Here is a 16900-nt window from a genome sequence, read left to right as displayed (position 1 = left end):
GCGATAAATTGCCGTCTCATGATTGCTTCCTTTCCCCGGTGCTGTTGTGGACCCTACGATAAAGAGCATCGGCAACCCTCAAGCGACAGGCCCCGTGGCGGGCAGAATCGAGGCCGCAATGACTACTGCTGGGATGGACGGCACCGAACATGATGGGATAGCGGATGCTGGCACCGGGCGTCACGAAACCCGCAATGAGAAGCGGGACCGCAACTGGGACGACCTGCTGCAGGAACTGCGTGTCATGCAGACCGGCACTCAGATCATCGCGGGATTTCTGCTGACGTTGCCGTTCCAGCAGAGGTTCACTGACTTGGACGCATTCGCAGTAGCGCTGTACTTGGGCTTGGTGGTTCTGGCAGCCGGAACCACCTGCCTGATGTTGGTTCCTGTCGCCATGCACCGTGAGCTGTTTGGCCTGCGGGTTAAGGACCGGTTGGTGGCTTCGGGGCACCGGGTGGTCAGTGTGGTGTTGTGGCTGATTGGGCTGCTGGTGATGGGCACAACGGCCCTGATTTTCTATCTGGTGTTGGACGGGCTGGCAGCGGCCTTGGTCGCCGCGGCATTCGGCCTTGCGCTGCTGCTTGGGTTGCTGATTTATCCCCGTCGAATCAGGGGCAGCCGTGCACGGCACTGAAAGCCCGAACTGCCGCCAGTAATGTGTGGAAAGCATGAGCTTTGCCTACTGTCCGGTTTCAGGGCCGGTGCGGAACCCAATCAATTTGTGCGTGCCGTCGCAATATGGCTTGATCCCTGATGCTCCGCAGCGGCATAAAGCCACAGTTTTTCTACGTCGAGGCAGGGCCTCTCCCGTGGTTGACACGATCTCAAAATCGCCGCGCACCAACAGCGGCCCATCTGGGCAAGCCACTATTTCCGGGACGGATGTATCCCTCACATGCACATGACCTTGGTCTGAGCTCCCGGGGACTTTGGGCTCTTCTTTGCTTGCTGTAGGCATCTTAGTCATGGGCGGGGACTTTCTCGATGTGCAGGGGAGTGGTGGGTAGGGGTGCCAGAAGTGAAGTGGTGCCGGATTCCCAGGCGTCCATTGTTCTTCGGGTGGACATCGCATCGAGGGCAAGTGCCGCAGCCGCGCCGAAGTAGATGTCTTCTAGGAGTGCCGGTTCGGCGTCAAAGAGCCCGCCGGCTAAGTCCCGGCCGGCGATCTGCTCATGCACTGCATCGGCCTCTACATGTTCGTCAAAGTAGCCTGTGACGTCCTCCTTGAAACCATGCCGACGGAATCCATTACCGTAGAGCCGGTTAGGCTGGGACGACGTCATTTCGTAGGCAGCGAGGTGGCCCACGATAGCGCCCCTGAGGCGCCTGTTCAGTCCAAACATGGACATCATGTTGGTTCCAGCCAAAGTCAGCGCGGGCACTGCGTCCACATAGCCGCCGTAGTCTTCGTCAAGTCCTAACCCTCGCATGGTGCGGGCAAAAAGGGCCGAATGCATCCGCTCCGGCCGTCCGCCACCATATTCATCTGCCTGAATCTCTACCATGGCAGCCTTCGACCGACCAGTCAGGCGTGGAATGGCCCACGTGTGCGGATCGGCTTCCTTGAGTTGATAGATGGATTTATGGATCAGAAATTCCTGCAGTTGTTCCACTGTGGCCGCTTTGGCAACAAAACGGGACATGGACGGCCCAGTGTCCACAGCGGCCATGGCGAACAGGGCCTCCGCCACTGCATCACTCGTGCGAGCATTTAGTTCTGGAAGCACGACGGCGGCGCGCAATTCCTGTTCGAAGGCGGACTCAAGTTGCCCTCGTGCGGTGATCAGGGAGGGGTTCCATTCCCATCGTTCATCCGCTTGCGCCAAGCCGCTGTAGTGCAGCTCGTAGAGGATAAATAGAGTCAGTTGTAGGTCCTCATCAGCCAGCATGCCCTGCGTCTGCGCTACACCGCTGGCAACACTGTCCAGGAACGGGCTGAAATCCTCTGCTTGATTCTCTGCTGAGCCCCGCAACAGGTTCACTAACGATCGGCTGGCTGGGCCGCGGGCTGTTGGAAATTTCATTGGGGTTCTCCTGAGTGTGGATCGTTCCCCGGACGCGTGGTTGACACGGCATCGCTGCCGGATTCAGCATCCGGGACACGGACTAAGTTGATTGTTGCTGCCTCGAGCATCTGTAGCGCACGTAATGTGGTCTCCTGCACAACCTCGGACGGGTTTCCTAGAAAGCGGTGTTTGGCTACGGAGGTCCCAGTTGGTGTGTGAACAGCAATAAATACAGTCCCCGCGGGTTGGCCTTCTTCAGGCTCCGGTCCACCCGCGCCGGTCACAGCTACAGCGAAGTCTGCGTGCATCATTTCCGCTGTCCCATCGGCCATCTGCCGGGCACAGTCGGCCGTAATGACGTCACCGCGTTCGACTCCCAAAACTGAGAATTTCACTTCACTGTCGTAGGCAATTACGGAGCCGAGAAACCATTCGGAGGAACTTTCAGCCGCCCCCAGATGGCATGAAATACTCCCGCTTGTCAGGGATTCCGCAGCGGCCACCTTGTGGTGTGCCCGGCGCATGATGCGTGAAATTCGTGCAGAGATCTCCACTGATTTTTCCAGCAAGCGATCCGGATGAGGGGCCTTCATGATGTTCTCCTGCGCGGCATGCTCTGTTGCAGGCATCGAGGATCCCTACCCGGAAGGCATCTGATAGCTGGTACAAAAATCACAGTTTCCTTCTTTTCTAGGTCTCTCTGGTGCCAGGTGCCCATGTCATACCTTCATCAGCGGAGCTAGCGTGAGAGGCAGCTCGCGGGTTGAAGTCATTTTTGGGCGGTTCACAAGTTAGGGGGAGGGGGTTCCGCCATTGACGTTCAGTGTTTCCCCGGACACGTAGCTGGATTCAGGTGAGGCGAGAAAAACAAACGCCGGTGCTAGTTCCGTCGGTTGCCCCGCCCTACCGAGCGGGGTGTCTTTACCGAACTTAGGCAGGGCTTCTTTGGGCTGGCCGTCGCTGACTTGAAGCGGAGTCCAAATTGGCCCTGGCGCCACGGCGTTGACGCGAATGCCGCGTGGAGCCAATTGCTGGGCGAGGCCCTTGGAGAAGTTATTAATAGCTGCCTTGGTGGAGGCATAGTCGATCAGCGTAGGCGAGGGGTTGTAAGCCTGAATCGAGGTGGTATTGATGATGGTTGACCCTGGAGCCAAATGTGGCAAGGCTGCCTTGGTAATCCAGAACATGGCGAAGATATTTGTCTTAAACGTTTCTTCGAACTGCTCATCGCTGAGATCCTCTAGTTTCTCCACAGCAATTTGCCGTCCGGCGTTGTTGACGACGATGTCCAGCCCGCCAAGCTGTTCGACGGCGTTAGCCACCAATTCACGTGCGGTGGAAGCTTCTGAGATGTCTCCGGGCAAGGCCACGGCGTTTTGCCCGCATTCACGGATGATTGCTGCAACCTTTTGCGCGTCAGGCTCTTCAACGGGGAGATAGGACAGCGCCACGTCTGCCCCCTCACGGGCGAAAGCAATGGCAACAGCGGCACCAATGCCGGAATCTGCCCCGGTAATTAAGGCTTTTCGGCCTACTAGCCGGCCAGTGCCTCGGTAGGACTTCTCGCCGCGGTCCGTGTGCGGCTTCAAATCACGGTCCAACCCGGGCTCGGGCTGATCTTGGATGGGCGGGCTGATGCTGGGGTAGCGGGTGACAGGGTTTTGGAATGTGTACTGGTCATTGTTCGTCATCAGTAATTCCTTTCAATGAACTTGCAAACACTAGAACTAGTGGTCCAGATTAGACATCATGGCAGTTGGCTCATGCCGGTGGTGACTGCCGTTCAGATTCCAGTCTTTGGATGTGCAGGCCCGGACTTGCTCCGGCCAGTCCAGTTTTGGCCCTCGCCACCGTTGAGCGCTGCGTCCGGAAACTCATCCGAAACCTCAGAGGCGATATCCAGAGGTGTGGCGGCAGTGGCATCGGAGACTGAGTCCAGCGGGGTGGCAGCACTGGTCGATTCTCGCTTGTGGGCTGGTAAGACTTGGTCTATCAGTTTGTGCACCGCATGGCCCGCTTGATCCTTAACGGATTCTTGGATGTTGGAGACTGTCGCCTGGACGGCGTCTCTGTTCCATAATTTCTTCGCGGAGGCCTTGATTTTTTCGTAACTGGCTCGACCTGCACGGGTGCCCAGTACGTATCCGGCAGTCAGTCCGGCGAGAAATGTTAGCTTCGATTTCATGACGTTATCCTTCTGTGTGGAGAACCTCGGTCATTTCAGGTGTTTATGCTTCCCTCCCTCTTGGCAGCTCTGCGTTTGTGCGCACGGGGCTTCGCTGGACCGTTCGCGTTGGAGTAGCGAAACGCCGGGAAGCAGAGAAAGGAAAGCTGTCGCGGTGCTGGTTGCGGTTGAGCGGTCAGCACCGCGACCGGGGCAACTCCTAGGCTGCAGTTTTGTTCCGGCCGGTAATGGCGCCGTAGATTCCGGCCACAACCAAGCCACCAACGATTGCGAGAATCCAGGAACCGAGATTCCAAAATTCCATTTTTCCGTCTCCGAACAACAAGTCGCCGATCCAACCACCGACCACGGCGCCGACAACGCCCAAGACCAGACTGGTGATCCAGCCGCCCCCGACTCGGCCAGGCATGACTGCCTTGACGATGACCCCCACGATAAGGCCCAATACGATCCATCCGATGAAACCCATGACTCCTCCTTAGAAAAGAATGGCTAACTTTATACGGTAAAAATCCGGAAGCTAGTTTCCAGAAGGCCCCGCCATCATATGCAACGGCCGACAATGACAGCCTAACCACAACAGGGACAAAAATCTCCACTAGATGTTTCATTTATTGCGGCGAGAAGGCGTAATGTCCTTCTCAAATACAAGTCTGGTCCCACAGGCATTCCACTCTCAGGCTGCGGTGCTTGCCGTCTTTTTGACCGGCTGGTGGGTTCGATCCCAGAGATCTCCAGAATGAGGGCGGGTTCGCTGACGCTCTTGAGTGCAACACTAAAAGGTGCACGATAAGAGCCAATGCAAGGGAGTGTCATGGCAACGTTGGGTGCATGGATGAAATCCACGGTGACGGGCCAACGTGTGTTGCTCGCCGCCAAGACTGCCTTGGCGGTGGGTGTTGCTTGGTCTTTGGCACCCCACCTCCCTGGAGTGGTTGATGATTACCCCTATTACGCGCCTTTGGGGGTCTTGGTGAGCATGTATCCAACGTTCATGGGATCGGTGCGCACGGCGGTGCAATCTCTGGCTGGTTTGCTTTTGGGTATTGTTTTGGCTGCCGGGGTTCTTCTGTTGGGAAATCCGAACGTGGTCTCCATCTCTGCGGCAGTTGGCTTGGGGGTTTTACTGGCGGGGATGCCTCGACTCGGAGCTGGGCGGGAGTACGTCCCCGTAGCGGTCCTTTTGGTGTTGATCATTGGGGGCCAAGACGCCGACGCATTTTCGATTGGATATGCCGTTCAGATGGGATTTGGCGTTGTGGTGGGTCTCGTGATTAATGTGGGCATATTTCCGCCCCTGGCACTCGATGCAGCTCGGGCACAGATATCGAGGGCGCGGCTGACACTCATCAGCCAGCTAGAGGATGCGGCGGCCGCCTTGGGTGAGCAGTGGCCGCCACAGCATGAAGAATGGGCGGCCCGGCGGCATGCGCTTGATGATGCCATTGTTGAGGTGAGGGATGCCGTGCACAACGCGGCCGAAAGTCAACGGGCTAACCCGCGTGCCTTCCGCCGTTCACGCCACGGCGTGGTTGCAAACAGCTATGGTGACTTAGCTGTTTTGGAGGACATCACGTTCCACGTTCGGGATCTTTCTGAAGTCTTGGCCGGAGCGATCTGGGAAGGGCCTAACGAGTTCCGGCTGGAAGTGATGCTGCGTGAACCGCTACGGCGGTGCTTGTCGGCAACAGCCGGATTGCTGCAGTCGTGGGAGGACGGCGATGACCATCAGGAGTCTATTAACCGTGTGTCCACACGCCTGAGCGCCTTGACGGATGCCATCGCTGCCAGCCACGCAGCAGCACCTCAAGGCGCCGGCGTTGACTCTTTAGCACCGGGAGCAGCCGCTGCCTTGGATGTGCAGCGGATCCTCACTGCACTTACCCGCCATCTACGTTCCGACGGCGGCGGCCCTTGAGCTGGCTGACTGTTCCAGATACAGCCGGGCCATTGAATTCTGGCAGAATGACCACACCGAAAACGCCTAAGGATGCTGGGCCTGGCCATCTATAGCCCGATATTTGGGGTGAGGCAGAAACTGAGTGGGGCTGGCGTTCCTGTGATCGAATCATTACCGTGGGAAATACACCGGCCGCAGCAGATCGGCCGCTTCGAGAGGAGTTCCCATGGTTTCCAAGAAAACTTCCACGGCGAAATTTACTGTCCCCGGCCTGTCCTTGAAGGACGGACATCAGGTGGCAGCCACCCTGCAAGGCAGGCTTCACTCCTTGAATGACCTCCAACTGACATTGAAACACGCACACTGGAATGTGGTGGGGCGTGATTTTATAGGTGTCCACACCATGCTTGACCCCCAGATCGAACTGGTCCGGGCGATGATTGACGAAACAGCAGAGCGTATCGCGACGCTCGGTGTCTCGCCCAATGGGCTGCCCGGTGCGCTGGTCAGGGATCGGGACTGGGACGATTACGGGTTGGGACGCGCCTCCACGATGGAGCACTTGGCCGCTCTGGATCTTGTCTACGACGGCGTGGTCTCCAGCCACCGCGATGCCATCGCACTCACAGGAGAACTTGACCCCATCACCGAGGACATGCTCATTGGGCAGACAGCGAAACTAGAGCTTTTCCAGTGGTTCATGCGCGCGCATCTGGAAAACGCTGGGGGGACACTGAGCGACGCTGACACGCACACGGAAACCTCCGCTGCGGCAAAGTCCAAGAAATAGAATTAGAACGCAGCGAACCAGCAGTACGACAAGAGTAAGTACGAGATCAAGATCAGGAGCATCAACATGTCAAACACGGAGCAGTTCGACCATCCCCAGAGCCGCGACGCTGCCGAAAAGTCCATCAAAGACAGAAACGATGCCTCTGGACCTGAAAATGACGGGCCGCAAACGGTGCCCAGCACAGTTTCACAAGACGTGGAATCTGATCCTGCGCTCAATGACGGACTTGGCCAGGACTGGGCCGACGAGGGAGGATCCACTCCCCAAGGACCGGCCACATCGTCAGAGTGAACCAGCTACTTTGCCGGCGGGCATCGTTCTCTGATTTCTAATGCTCCTAAACCGTCGGTATAACCGAACCCTCATGTGCCCCGCCCTGCTTTCAGGTCGGGGCACATGCGCGCGGCGGCAGTGTTACGGGGGAGGGGAGCCCTGCGTGCCAGTCAGGGACCCACTTGCACAGCGCCAACGGTTGCCTTGGCCTGGTAGATGAACCCATTGTGGCAGCGCCTATTTGAGCTATTGCCGCGGCCCAATGGACAACCGTCGAGGTCCCTCAGTGAGCCGCCGGCGGTTGCTGCCCGAACGCGACGAGCAAGCGCCCAGTGAAAGTGTCCGGGCAGCTCAGCGCACAGGGGATGACATCGACAGTTCCCGGCGCGGTATTCTCATCACCTAAATCTTTCGTATGAACGTCTAAGAATTTGCTTGTTTGCGGCGGTCAACTGCCCAGACAGAGATCGGGGCCTCGCCGACGTGTAGTCCACATGGTTAGTTCAGAGGTTTCTAGAAACTTTCTAGTAGCTCTCGTTAGGGGAAACTGTGAAGAAACAAGATCAAGGTCCAGGCATTTTTACCCGGTTCACTACCAAGGTAGCCACCGTTCTGGGCCGTCCATGGATCTTCGCGACGGCGGTAGCTGTCCTGATTTTATGGGCGCTTTCCGGACCACTGCTTGGCTTCTCCGATACATGGCAACTCATTATCAACACCAGTACCACGATCATCACTTTTTTAATGGTGTTCATTATCCAGAACACCCAAAACCGTGACAGCGAAGCGCTGCACGTCAAACTTGATGCCATCATGCTGGAGTTGAAGATCAGTAACGCCAAACTCTACGACGCCGAACATGAGGGGGAGAAGGAGCTTGAAAGCCAACGTCAGCGACTGAAAGATGATGGTGAGGAGAATTCAGGAGCTATGGGCCAGTAGACCCCGCCTCGATGAGGAGAGACTTGGCCGGCGAAGCATGGACAGGAACATGCGTGATCTGAGCGGCACTCGGAATATCATCCTAGGGCCGCTCACGCCGGTCAGAACAGGAACTTGTCCGGGGTGAGCGGCAACGTTCGTACCCGGAGTCCGGTGGCGTTGTAGGTGGCATTGGCGATCGCGGCCGCAGCTCCCACGATGCCAATCTCACCAATTCCCCTAGCGCCGAGTGGGCCAGCACGATGGTCGGTTTCCTCCAACCAGATTGCATCGACATCGGTAATGTCAGCGTTGGTGGGAATGTGATAGTCGGCGAGGTCGTGGTTGACGATCATGCCAAACCGGGGATCCATGACGCCTTCTTCATGCAGCGCCATGCCGATGCCCATGGTCATTCCGCCGATGAATTGTGAGCGTGCCGTGCGGGGATTAATGATCCGGCCGGCAGAGAACACCCCGAGCATGCGGGAAACCCGGACCTCTCCGGTGTCGGCATGCACGCGGGTTTCAGCGAACTGGGCGCCGAAGGAGTGCATCGCATAGCGCTCGGCATCGGGGTCTTCGGGTGCCTCTGCCTGGGTCTGCGCACCGGGTGCAGGATTGCCCCCGTGCTCTCGACGGAAGGCCAGGGCTGCTGCAATGATGGTGCCACCCCAGCTGGCCGTGCCGGAGGAACCACCGGCCACCGTCGCCACGGGCAGGGAGGAATCACCTATTTCCAGGTGCACCTGAGCCGGTGGAACATGCAGGGCATCAGCGGCGATCTGGGTCAGGACAGTCCAGGCGCCGGTACCCAAATCAGCGGCGCCGATTTGCACCGTGTAGGATCCATCTTCTTGGAAGGACATCCGTGCGGCATTGCCCGGGTTTCGCATGAAGGGATAAGTGGCGCTGGCAACGCCCAAGCCCACCCACCAGCCATCTTCGAGCCGTGCCCGCGGCTGAGAGGAACGCCGGCCCCAGCCGAAACGTTCGGCACCTATCCTGAAGCATTCCAACAAGTGGCGGCTGGAAAATGGTTTCCCGGAATCCGGATCACGGTCGGGTTCATTCCGGACCCGCAGCTCAAGGGGGTCCAGCCCGCATGCCTCGGCCAACTCATCCATGGCAACTTCCGGGCCAAACATGCCCGGGCATTCCCCGGGTCCGCGCATCCACGATGGAACCGCGACATCCAAGGGCACTAGGCGGTGCGTAGTCCGCCGGTTTGGCGAGGAGTACATCATCCGGGCCGGGACAGCCGTTTGCTCGGCGAACTCCTTTATTCTGGAGGTCTGACTCACCGCATCCTGCGAAATGGCCACAAGCCGGCCGTTCTTGTCCGCACCCAAGCGGACATGCTGAATGGTGGGTGTGCGGTAACCAGCCAGAGAGAACATTTGCTGTCGCGTTAGTGCGAATTTCACCGGCCGCCCGCCACTGCATTGCGCGGCCAAGGCAGCGAGCACCACGTGGGCGTGCGGCAAACCCTTGGACCCGAAGCCGCCACCTACATGAGGAGCAATCACCCGGACTGCCTCAGGAGCTAGCCCGAACATTGGTGCGATGCTCTGCCTGACAGGGTGCACTCCCTGGGTGGAGTCGTAGAGCGTCAGCTCACCATCTTGCCACTGCGCCACGGTGGCATGGGGCTCCATGGGATTGTTGTGCTCGGCCGGGGTTGTGTAAATCTGGTCAATCACCACGGCGGAAGCCGCCAGTGCGGCCTCAACATCTCCCTCACTGGTGTCAGTGTCAAAGTCTCCATTGACCTGTTCCGGCGCATATAGCCCGGGGTGCTCCGCACTAAAGGCTGCATCGTGTTCGGCGATCTGGTATTTCACGGCCACCAGACTGGCTGCATGACGTGCAATCTCAGGTGTTTCAGCTATCACTGCTGCAATGAATTGGCCGCGAAATCCAATGTGGGGACCTTGCAGAACAGCAAGCTCTGCATCGTCTGTTTGCGCCAGTTTGGGGGCGTTGAGGTGGCTGAGCACGGCAATCACGCCGGTCACCCCCTCGGCTCTACCTGTGTCCATCTTGCTGATCTGCCCCAACGCGATGGTGGACTGGACAGGATACAGGTAGGCGGGATTTTCCACCTGCTGATCGAAGGCGTAGCGTGCGGTACCCCGCACTTTTGCCACACCGTCCAGACGCCGGAGACTGGAGCCGATAGCCGTCGATTTGAGCAGTTCAACCATTGTTCTGCCCTCCGGCGAGCTGGCGAAGCACCGCAACCATGGTGTTGCGGACCATGGGTATTTTGAAAGCGTTGTCCGGCAGTGGCGAGGCGAATACAAGTTCAGCATCAGCGGCCCGGCGGAAATTCTCCTCAGTTGCTTCCGCGCCACGCAGGACTTCCTCGGCACGTTCTGCCCGCCAAGGCTGGTGGGCCACGCCGCCCAGTGCGATGCGCACCTCACGGAAGGTCCCGCTGTCGTCAATGTCCATTAAGGCCGCCACTGACACTAGAGCAAACGCGTACGACGCGCGGTCCCGCACCTTGCGGTAAGCCGACAGGCTGGAAGTGTCCGCTGGCAGGTCCACGGCGATGATGAGCTCGCCGTGTTCCAAGGTAGTGTCGCGGTTCGGCTCACTCCCCGGGTTGCGGAACAACGCCGTGAGCGGAAGTGAGCGCTTCCCGTGAGTTCCCAAGATTACGACCGTGGCGTCCAGAGCCGTCATGGCGACGGCCATGTCGGATGGGTGAACCGCCACGCAGCTGTCCGAAGCGCCAAGAATGGCATGGTTGCGGGTATAGCCGCCAAGGGCTGAACAGCCGGTGCCGGGTTCACGCTTGTTGCAGGGTGTGCTTACATCCTGAAAGTAAACACACCGAGTGCGCTGGAGCAGGTTTCCGCCCGTGGTGGCCATGTTGCGGAGCTGTCCGGAGGCGCCAGCTAACAGCGCTTGGGAAAGCACGGGATAGCGTTGCCGGATCAGCGGATGTGCTGCGAGATCGCTGTTGCGCACAGTTGCCCCGATCCGAACACGCCCGTCCGGCAATTCTTCAATCGTATCGAGAGGGAGCTTACTGATGTCGACCAGAAAATCCGGGGTGGCGATCCCGAGCTTCATATGGTCAACGAGGTTGGTGCCGCCAGCAAGAAACGCGGCTCCGGAATGGCCGGTCACCTTGGCGACGGCACTGGCGGCGCCCACGGCACGTTCATAGTCAAAGGGGATCATGAAGTGGCTCCTGCCGAACCGTCGGGACCTGGAGCGGAGTCTGTTTCTGCTACTTCCCGTAGCACTTCATTCCCGGTGGGGGCATCAAGGTTTACAGCCTCTCGGATCGCCGCAACGATGTTGACGTAGGCGCCGCAGCGGCAGAGATTTCCGCTCATACGTTCACGGATCTCCTCATCGGTCAATTCCATCGCAGCTGTGCCTGTGCCACTGCCGATGGCCGTGACGAGGCTGGGCTGTCCCGCGGCGGCTTCCTGCAGCATGCCCACCGCCGAACACACCTGACCGGGAGTGCAATACCCGCACTGGAGACCGTCTTTCTCCAGAAAGGCTTCCTGCATGGGGTGCAGTTCCTGTCCGCCGCCCAGTCCTTGGGCCGTGGTCACCTCAGCACCTTCCTGTGTGACAGCGAGCACTAGGCAGGAGTTCACCCGCCGACCCTCCAGCAGTACGGTGCAGGCACCGCATTGGCCGTGATCGCATCCCTTTTTGGGTGCGGTTACCTCCAGTCGGTTCCGCAGCGCGTCCAAGAGCGTGGTGCGGGTGTCAACGGTCAATGACCGCGGCACTCCGTCGACCAGCAATGCGATCTCTACTTCCATGGATACAGCACCTCCGGTTGGTACGGGCGGGCCTGAATTCGGGTCAGTGCCAAACGCTTAGTGTGTCTATTTCGTAACATATCCCAGTGAACGGCGGCGTACAACCCTCTGCCGAGCGGCGGCTGACACTATCGTTCGTCGTGCCTCGAGGCCACGGCTTTGGGTGAAAGCGAGGGCTCTGGCGCAATGCGCGGGGGTCTGGCAGAGTGAAAGAATGACTGATGCATCCACGAAAGCGCTGATCCTGGTCTGCACACTTTCACCCTCGCCGGAGAAATCCAGTAGTGATTTGTTGGCCCACCAAGTCGCCGAAGCATTTTCCAATCACAATGTGCAGAGCGAGATTCTGCGCATTGTGGACCACGACGTGAAGCCGGGGGTGAAGAAGAACATGGGGGGTGCAGACGCATGGCCCGCCATTCGCGACAAATTAATGGCCGCCCAAATCTTGGTGTTGGCCACCCCAATTTGGGTGGGACATCCCTCCAGTCTGGCCCAGCGGGTGTTGGAACGGCTGGATGCAGAACTCTCTGAAACTGACAGCCAAGGGCGGCCCATTCTGTTTGACAAGGTCGCAATGGTGGCCGTAGTGGCAACGAGGACGGTGCCCACCATGTCATCGCCGATCTGTCCCAAGGGCTCGTCGAAGTGGGATACTCCATCCCGGCCCAGGGGTCCACCTATTGGGTGGGTGAAGCCATGCATAGCATCGATTATCAAGACCTCGAAGCGGTTCCTGAAGTGACGGCCAACGCCACGCAGATCTCCACCCGGAATTCTGTGCATCTGGCTGCGTTGCTTCGAGAACGGCCCTATCCGGCGGGATAATTCGCCACAGTAGGCGGACATCCTGTACCGGCTTGGCCATCAGTTTGGCCCAGCCTGATTGGCCCACTGTCGGCAGCATTTATTGCCAAGTTTCGCTGCCGGGATCAGTGCACCATCGGCTGGCTATGAGGTGCGGCGACTCCCCGTCGCCGACCGCCACGAACTCGTCAGGATACTCAGGCACGGAGATATCGCCCGAAACTATCAAGCCGAAACGATCGGGGCTTAATAGGTATATCTGCTACGAATGATTTCTGTACGTAACGGTGGGGCTGGGAGAATCCCACCTAAACCTGTTGTTCGTTCATTGCGCTCCCCAAACGGTCACCACCGCAGATTCAAACGACGTGGAATCTGATCCTGCGCTCAACGACGGATGAGGCTAGGACCGGGCCGACGAGCGAGGAGCCGCTCCCCAAGGTCCCGCCACGTGGTCACAGTGAACTAGTGGCTTTTCCGGCGGACATCGTTCCCTGATTTCTGATGCCCTTGAAACGTCGGCGCAACCGAACCCCCAAGTGTGCCACTGCGTGCTTACCCGACGGGCGAGCTGGCCGAACCGGGCCAAGGCATATTGGCGACATTGCCATAGCCATCGTCCTCTCCAAAGCCGATGCTCGGAGCGGCGCTGCTGGAAAAAAGTAGCGCCAAAGCGTCCCGTCCACCGATCGCGTAATGGGCCCGTTGCTGTTGAGCCCCGGATCCTCGGACCTGCAACTGGAGCAGCAGGGAGGAGACCGCGGCGAGGTCTTCACTGGCGGCCAGAGCGGGCGTGATTGTCTCCAAGAGGCACGCGATTGCCTCTGACGCGGGAACCAACCTCTGATGAAGGGGATGAACCAGTTGGCCACTCATTCCGTATCGGGCGCCGTGCCAGAGGGCAGCATCCATAAATTCGCTGGTTGGTTCCGGTTGCGAACAGGGGGCAAAGTCTAAGCATGTTGCGACTAGGCCCCTGCACAACAGCGCTAGGAGGATTGAGGACCAGGGCTGTAGCTGCGCGTCAGCTACCCGGATTTCAAGGGTTGGCTGGTGTTCGGACAATCTGGCATACCAAGCAATGGAGCCGCTGTCCGGAGTGCCGCCAATGCCTATGAGGGCGTTGACGCGGTTGCGGTAGTCCTGGGCGTCGGTGAAATGCGGGGGGCATCCCGCCGTGGTCCAGCGGCGGGATTGAATGGCCCGCCAACTGGCAAAGCCGGTGTCCACGCCACACCAGAACGGTGAATTTGCTGAGATGGCCATCAGGGTGGGCAGCCAGCGGCGAATGCTGTTGAGGCAGCGCAGTCCGCTCTCCTGGTCCGGGATGCCCACGTGGACGTGCAGGCCGTTGATTTCATGTTCCTGGCTCAGAGCAGCCACCACCGTAGCAATTTCTTCATAACGGCTGTCCTCGGTCATTATCGGTGCCAAGGATTTCTGGTAGGGCGTCCCTGTGCCGGCCACCACCACCCCATGTTCGGCTGCAACGCTCAGCAGCGCAGTGCGGAATGTTGACAGTGAACCCACTGCCACTTCCCGGGAGTCAAAAATAGGTGATGCGAACTCAATTTGTGATTGAAAGAATTCGTGCTGCACCTCGGTAATTTTATACCCCGCGGCCAATAGTTCTCTCTGGATGGCGGGGGCCACATGGGCTGGCGAAAGAGTGTCGGGATCTAGGAAGACAAACTCCTCTTCGATGCCAAAGGTCAACATGTCGGTCTCCATTTCAGCCAGGGATGCGGGATGGACATTTACAATCGAGAGCACAATCATGGTTGCGGGCATCATGCTACCGGCAACATTGTCCCGAGCATAGGAATTCTTAAGTGCAGTGGCCCGCGTACTGGCGCGGATTTAGCACCATCAGCTGCTTGCGGGGGTCTTGACCATGCTTCGCTACGAGGTCAGAGTTGGTGTTGTTGCATCAATCACCCAAATCAGTGGGAGGAATCATGACTGAATCCAGTTTGCCCGTACCGCCGCCAGTTCCCGGAACGCCGTCGGTTGAGCCGCCCTCATATGATGAGCCAACGCAGCCACGCAAACCGTTGCCGCCCAAACCCGATCAGCACGGGCCCGAACTTGTCTCCTCCACGGGCACCCCCACGGGGGAGACGGAGAACTCGCGTAGCCAGAGCGGTGATTACCTCACCACGGCACAAGGCACCAGACTGCAGGACACGGATCATTCCCTCAAAGCCGGGCGCCGAGGCCCGACTCTGCTCCAAGATCATCATTTACGCGAAAAGATCACCCACTTCGACCATGAACGCATCCCGGAGCGGGTGGTACATGCCCGGGGTGCTGGGGCTCATGGTGTTTTCCAGTCCTACGGCACAGGTGCCGGACTCACACGTGCTGGGTTCTTGGCTCCGGAAGTGGAAACCCCTGTCTTTGTGCGTTTTTCGACTGTTGTGGGGTCCCGGGGTTCGGCGGACGCGGTGCGGGATACTCGTGGTTTCGCGGTGAAGTTCTATACCGACGAGGGCACCTTCGACCTCGTGGGAAACAACATTCCGGTCTTCTTCATCCAAGATGCCATCAAATTCCCTGACGTGGTCCATGCCGCCAAGCCGCATCCTGACCGGGAGATCCCGCAGGCGCAAAGTGCCCACGACACTTTCTGGGACTTCGTTTCCTTACACACCGAAGCACAGGCTCACACCCTGTGGTTTATGGCTGACCGTGGCATTCCTCGTTCGTTCCGAATGATGGAAGGATTCGGTGTTCACACGTTCCGCATGGTCAACGCTGAAGGGACGACGGCGCTGGTCAAGTTCCATTGGAAGCCCGCCTTGGGTGTGCACTCGCTGGTGTGGGAGGAAGCACAGATTCTCAATGGCATTGATCCCGATTTTCACCGCCGCGATCTCGCCGACGCCATCGAATCCGGCCACTACCCTTCGTGGGAACTGGGCGTGCAAGTCTTCCCTGACACAGAGGATGAGATGTTTGCAGGGATTGACTTACTGGACCCCACAAAATTTGTTCCTGAGGAACTCGCGCCAGTGCAAATGCTGGGCCGTATGACCTTGAATGCGAACCCGAAAAACTATTTCGCGGAAGTCGAACAAGTGGCGTTCCACCCTGGGCATCTAGTGCCGGGCATTGACGTTAGCAACGACCCCCTGCTGCAAGGGCGACTGTTTTCGTACCTAGACACCCAGATCAGTCGACTCGGCGGACCTAACTTCGGCCAGCTACCTATCAACCGCCCCCATGCACCTGTCAATGACATGCTCCGGGACGGCATGCACCAAAGCGCCGATCATGCAGGGGTGGCCCCTTACAAACCCAACTCTCTGGATGGTGGCTGTCCCTTCCATGCAGGCGCGGACGCCGGTGCCTTCATCGACATTCCGCAGGCTGTGCAGCAGGGCCAAAAGGAACGCGCCAACCCGGCAACCTTCAAGGACCATTTTTCCCAAGCAACGCTGTTCTACCGCAGCCTTACCGCAGTGGAACAGGACCATGTGGCGCAGGCTTACGCCTTTGAGCTGGGCAAGTGCTACGAACAAACCATCCGGGAACGGCAACTTGCTGCTCTGGCAAACATTGACGCTGATTTGTGCCGCCAGGTTGCCGCGGAACTGGGGCTGCCCGCCCCTGAAGCCACAAAGCCGGCTACGGAGCAAACCCCAAGCCCGGCCGTGTCGCAGCTGGGTCAGAATTGGCCCATTGCATCGCGAGTCATTGGCATTGTGACCGACGCCGGAAGTGATGCCGACCAGGTACTCCAAGCACGAGATGCCCTCACTGAAGCTGGGATGCTGGCGTTGATCATAGCCCCAGTAGCCGGCAAGCTCCTTGACACGGGGGAGCCCGTGCAGCGTAGCTACGCCACTGCCCGCTCCGTGGAATACGACGCCGTCGTTCTCGCCACCGGAGAAATGACTGGATTAGACCCCCGGGTCGTGGTGTTGGCAGCAGAAGCATACCGGCACGGCAAAGCGATCGGCGGATGGGGCAGTGCGGGGGAAGTATTGGCCGCCGCCGCTGTGGATGCGCAGGCAGCAGGGATAGTTCATGGATACCCGGGGGAAGTGGTGGAGGGCCTAGCTCAGCTACTTACAGAGCATCGCGTATGGGCAAGGTTCAGCCCGCAGCAACGGGGAGAGGACTGAAGCGACAGAGATACTGCAGGCCGTTGGCCGACACACAACGAGAAAGAGAGCGATGAAGGAACAGCTACACAGAGTCGAGCCAGGG

At 58.8% G+C, this 16900-nt stretch carries 16 protein-coding genes and 1 pseudogene; 7 read left to right on the top strand and 10 right to left on the bottom strand.

The genetic code is table 11. The annotated features are described in order from the left end of the window. The first annotated feature begins 118 nt into the window (after window positions 1–118). Window positions 119–637: a DUF6328 family protein gene (locus AB0P14_RS08140; protein ID WP_253596391.1), complete on the top strand. Its 519-nt coding sequence runs from the start codon at window positions 119–121 to the stop codon at window positions 635–637. A gap of 45 nt (window positions 638–682) precedes the next feature. Here the strand turns inward: AB0P14_RS08140 and AB0P14_RS08135 are convergent, their stop codons facing one another. From AB0P14_RS08135 to AB0P14_RS08110, 6 genes are all read right to left on the bottom strand, one after another. Further along, on the bottom strand, window positions 683–961 hold the full coding sequence (locus AB0P14_RS08135; RefSeq protein ID WP_218712548.1) for a CDGSH iron-sulfur domain-containing protein: 279 nt from the start codon (window positions 959–961) through the stop codon (window positions 683–685). A gap of 1 nt (window position 962) precedes the next feature. After that, entirely contained in the window at window positions 963–2027 is a 1065-nt protein-coding gene (locus AB0P14_RS08130) for an iron-containing redox enzyme family protein (protein WP_363840163.1), read from the bottom strand. Then, on the bottom strand, window positions 2024–2638 hold the full coding sequence (locus AB0P14_RS08125; RefSeq protein WP_218712526.1) for a CinA family protein: 615 nt from the start codon (window positions 2636–2638) through the stop codon (window positions 2024–2026). Before AB0P14_RS08125 ends, AB0P14_RS08130 begins: the two co-directional genes overlap by 4 nt. 162 nt (window positions 2639–2800) lie before the next feature. Next, a complete protein-coding gene (locus AB0P14_RS08120; RefSeq protein WP_218712525.1) occupies window positions 2801–3700 on the bottom strand; it encodes an SDR family oxidoreductase in 900 nt (299 codons plus the stop codon). A 92-nt stretch (window positions 3701–3792) separates the two neighbouring features. Next, the gene (locus AB0P14_RS08115) at window positions 3793–4194 is read right to left on the bottom strand and encodes a YtxH domain-containing protein (protein WP_218712524.1); all 402 of its coding nucleotides are present in this window, start codon (window positions 4192–4194) and stop codon (window positions 3793–3795) included. 199 nt (window positions 4195–4393) lie between these two features. After that, window positions 4394–4663 carry a GlsB/YeaQ/YmgE family stress response membrane protein gene (locus tag AB0P14_RS08110; protein ID WP_218712523.1) on the bottom strand — a complete coding sequence of 90 codons (270 nt, stop codon included), beginning with the start codon at window positions 4661–4663 and terminating at the stop codon, window positions 4394–4396. Window positions 4664–5008: 345 nt separating this feature from the next. On the opposite strand from AB0P14_RS08110, the gene AB0P14_RS08105 reads away from it, so the two are divergent. The 4 genes from AB0P14_RS08105 to AB0P14_RS08090 all read left to right on the top strand — a co-directional run bounded on the left by AB0P14_RS08105 (window position 5009) and on the right by AB0P14_RS08090 (window position 8102). Continuing rightward, entirely contained in the window at window positions 5009–6112 is a 1104-nt protein-coding gene (locus tag AB0P14_RS08105) for an FUSC family protein (protein ID WP_363840158.1), read from the top strand. 208 nt (window positions 6113–6320) lie between these two features. Next, window positions 6321–6884, top strand: a complete 564-nt coding sequence (locus AB0P14_RS08100) for a DNA starvation/stationary phase protection protein (protein ID WP_253596382.1) — start codon at window positions 6321–6323, stop codon at window positions 6882–6884. Between the two features lie 66 nt (window positions 6885–6950). Further along, entirely contained in the window at window positions 6951–7178 is a 228-nt protein-coding gene (locus AB0P14_RS08095) for a hypothetical protein (protein WP_218712520.1), read from the top strand. Between the two features lie 531 nt (window positions 7179–7709). Further along, entirely contained in the window at window positions 7710–8102 is a 393-nt protein-coding gene (locus AB0P14_RS08090; protein ID WP_052136684.1) for a low affinity iron permease family protein, read from the top strand. Window positions 8103–8203: 101 nt separating this feature from the next. Here AB0P14_RS08090 and AB0P14_RS08085 read toward each other — a convergent pair whose 3' ends face one another. From AB0P14_RS08085 to AB0P14_RS08075, 3 genes are read right to left on the bottom strand one after another with little or no spacing between them, the layout of a single operon-like run. Then, complete coding sequence (locus tag AB0P14_RS08085; RefSeq protein ID WP_363840154.1) at window positions 8204–10288, bottom strand: xanthine dehydrogenase family protein molybdopterin-binding subunit; 2085 nt, start codon at window positions 10286–10288, stop codon at window positions 8204–8206. Further along, entirely contained in the window at window positions 10281–11276 is a 996-nt protein-coding gene (locus tag AB0P14_RS08080; protein WP_363840151.1) for a xanthine dehydrogenase family protein subunit M, read from the bottom strand. Before AB0P14_RS08080 ends, AB0P14_RS08085 begins: the two co-directional genes overlap by 8 nt. Next, window positions 11273–11878, bottom strand: a complete 606-nt coding sequence (locus tag AB0P14_RS08075) for a 2Fe-2S iron-sulfur cluster-binding protein (RefSeq protein ID WP_218712517.1) — start codon at window positions 11876–11878, stop codon at window positions 11273–11275. The genes AB0P14_RS08080 and AB0P14_RS08075 overlap by 4 nt, the downstream gene beginning before the upstream one ends. A 214-nt stretch (window positions 11879–12092) precedes the next feature. Between AB0P14_RS08075 and AB0P14_RS08070 the strand changes: the two are divergent. Then, window positions 12093–12706 (top strand): annotated as a pseudogene (locus AB0P14_RS08070) (NAD(P)H-dependent oxidoreductase). A 534-nt stretch (window positions 12707–13240) separates the two neighbouring features. Here AB0P14_RS08070 and AB0P14_RS08065 read toward each other — a convergent pair. Then, complete coding sequence (locus tag AB0P14_RS08065; protein ID WP_218712515.1) at window positions 13241–14479, bottom strand: YbdK family carboxylate-amine ligase; 1239 nt, start codon at window positions 14477–14479, stop codon at window positions 13241–13243. A gap of 164 nt (window positions 14480–14643) precedes the next feature. Here AB0P14_RS08065 and AB0P14_RS08060 point away from each other — a divergent pair, with 164 nt between their 5' ends. Beyond that, window positions 14644–16815, top strand: a complete 2172-nt coding sequence (locus AB0P14_RS08060; RefSeq protein WP_363840146.1) for a catalase — start codon at window positions 14644–14646, stop codon at window positions 16813–16815. Window positions 16816–16900: the final 85 nt, after the last annotated feature.

Origin of the sequence: Specibacter sp. NPDC078709, from assembly GCF_040686795.1 — a bacterium.
GTDB lineage: Bacteria > Actinomycetota > Actinomycetes > Actinomycetales > Micrococcaceae > Specibacter.
The sequence above is the reverse complement of the archived record's forward strand: the minus strand, read 5'-3'. Positions and strand labels throughout refer to the sequence as shown.

Excerpts from the sequence above, each read along its gene's own strand:
- AB0P14_RS08135 (WP_218712548.1), bottom strand. The coding sequence starts at position 961 with ATGCCTACAGCAAGCAAAGAAGAGCCCAAAGTCCCCGGGAGCTCAGAC.
- AB0P14_RS08060 (WP_363840146.1), top strand. The coding sequence starts at position 14,644 with ATGACTGAATCCAGTTTGCCCGTACCGCCGCCAGTTCCCGGAACGCCG.
- AB0P14_RS08065 (WP_218712515.1), bottom strand. The coding sequence starts at position 14,479 with ATGATGCCCGCAACCATGATTGTGCTCTCGATTGTAAATGTCCATCCC.
- AB0P14_RS08110 (WP_218712523.1), bottom strand. The coding sequence starts at position 4,663 with ATGGGTTTCATCGGATGGATCGTATTGGGCCTTATCGTGGGGGTCATC.
- AB0P14_RS08140 (WP_253596391.1), top strand. The coding sequence starts at position 119 with ATGACTACTGCTGGGATGGACGGCACCGAACATGATGGGATAGCGGAT.
- AB0P14_RS08075 (WP_218712517.1), bottom strand. The coding sequence starts at position 11,878 with ATGGAAGTAGAGATCGCATTGCTGGTCGACGGAGTGCCGCGGTCATTG.
- AB0P14_RS08100 (WP_253596382.1), top strand. The coding sequence starts at position 6,321 with ATGGTTTCCAAGAAAACTTCCACGGCGAAATTTACTGTCCCCGGCCTG.
- AB0P14_RS08105 (WP_363840158.1), top strand. The coding sequence starts at position 5,009 with ATGGCAACGTTGGGTGCATGGATGAAATCCACGGTGACGGGCCAACGT.
- AB0P14_RS08115 (WP_218712524.1), bottom strand. The coding sequence starts at position 4,194 with ATGAAATCGAAGCTAACATTTCTCGCCGGACTGACTGCCGGATACGTA.
- AB0P14_RS08130 (WP_363840163.1), bottom strand. The coding sequence starts at position 2,027 with ATGAAATTTCCAACAGCCCGCGGCCCAGCCAGCCGATCGTTAGTGAAC.
- AB0P14_RS08120 (WP_218712525.1), bottom strand. The coding sequence starts at position 3,700 with ATGACGAACAATGACCAGTACACATTCCAAAACCCTGTCACCCGCTAC.
- AB0P14_RS08125 (WP_218712526.1), bottom strand. The coding sequence starts at position 2,638 with ATGCCTGCAACAGAGCATGCCGCGCAGGAGAACATCATGAAGGCCCCT.
- AB0P14_RS08095 (WP_218712520.1), top strand. The coding sequence starts at position 6,951 with ATGTCAAACACGGAGCAGTTCGACCATCCCCAGAGCCGCGACGCTGCC.
- AB0P14_RS08080 (WP_363840151.1), bottom strand. The coding sequence starts at position 11,276 with ATGATCCCCTTTGACTATGAACGTGCCGTGGGCGCCGCCAGTGCCGTC.
- AB0P14_RS08085 (WP_363840154.1), bottom strand. The coding sequence starts at position 10,288 with ATGGTTGAACTGCTCAAATCGACGGCTATCGGCTCCAGTCTCCGGCGT.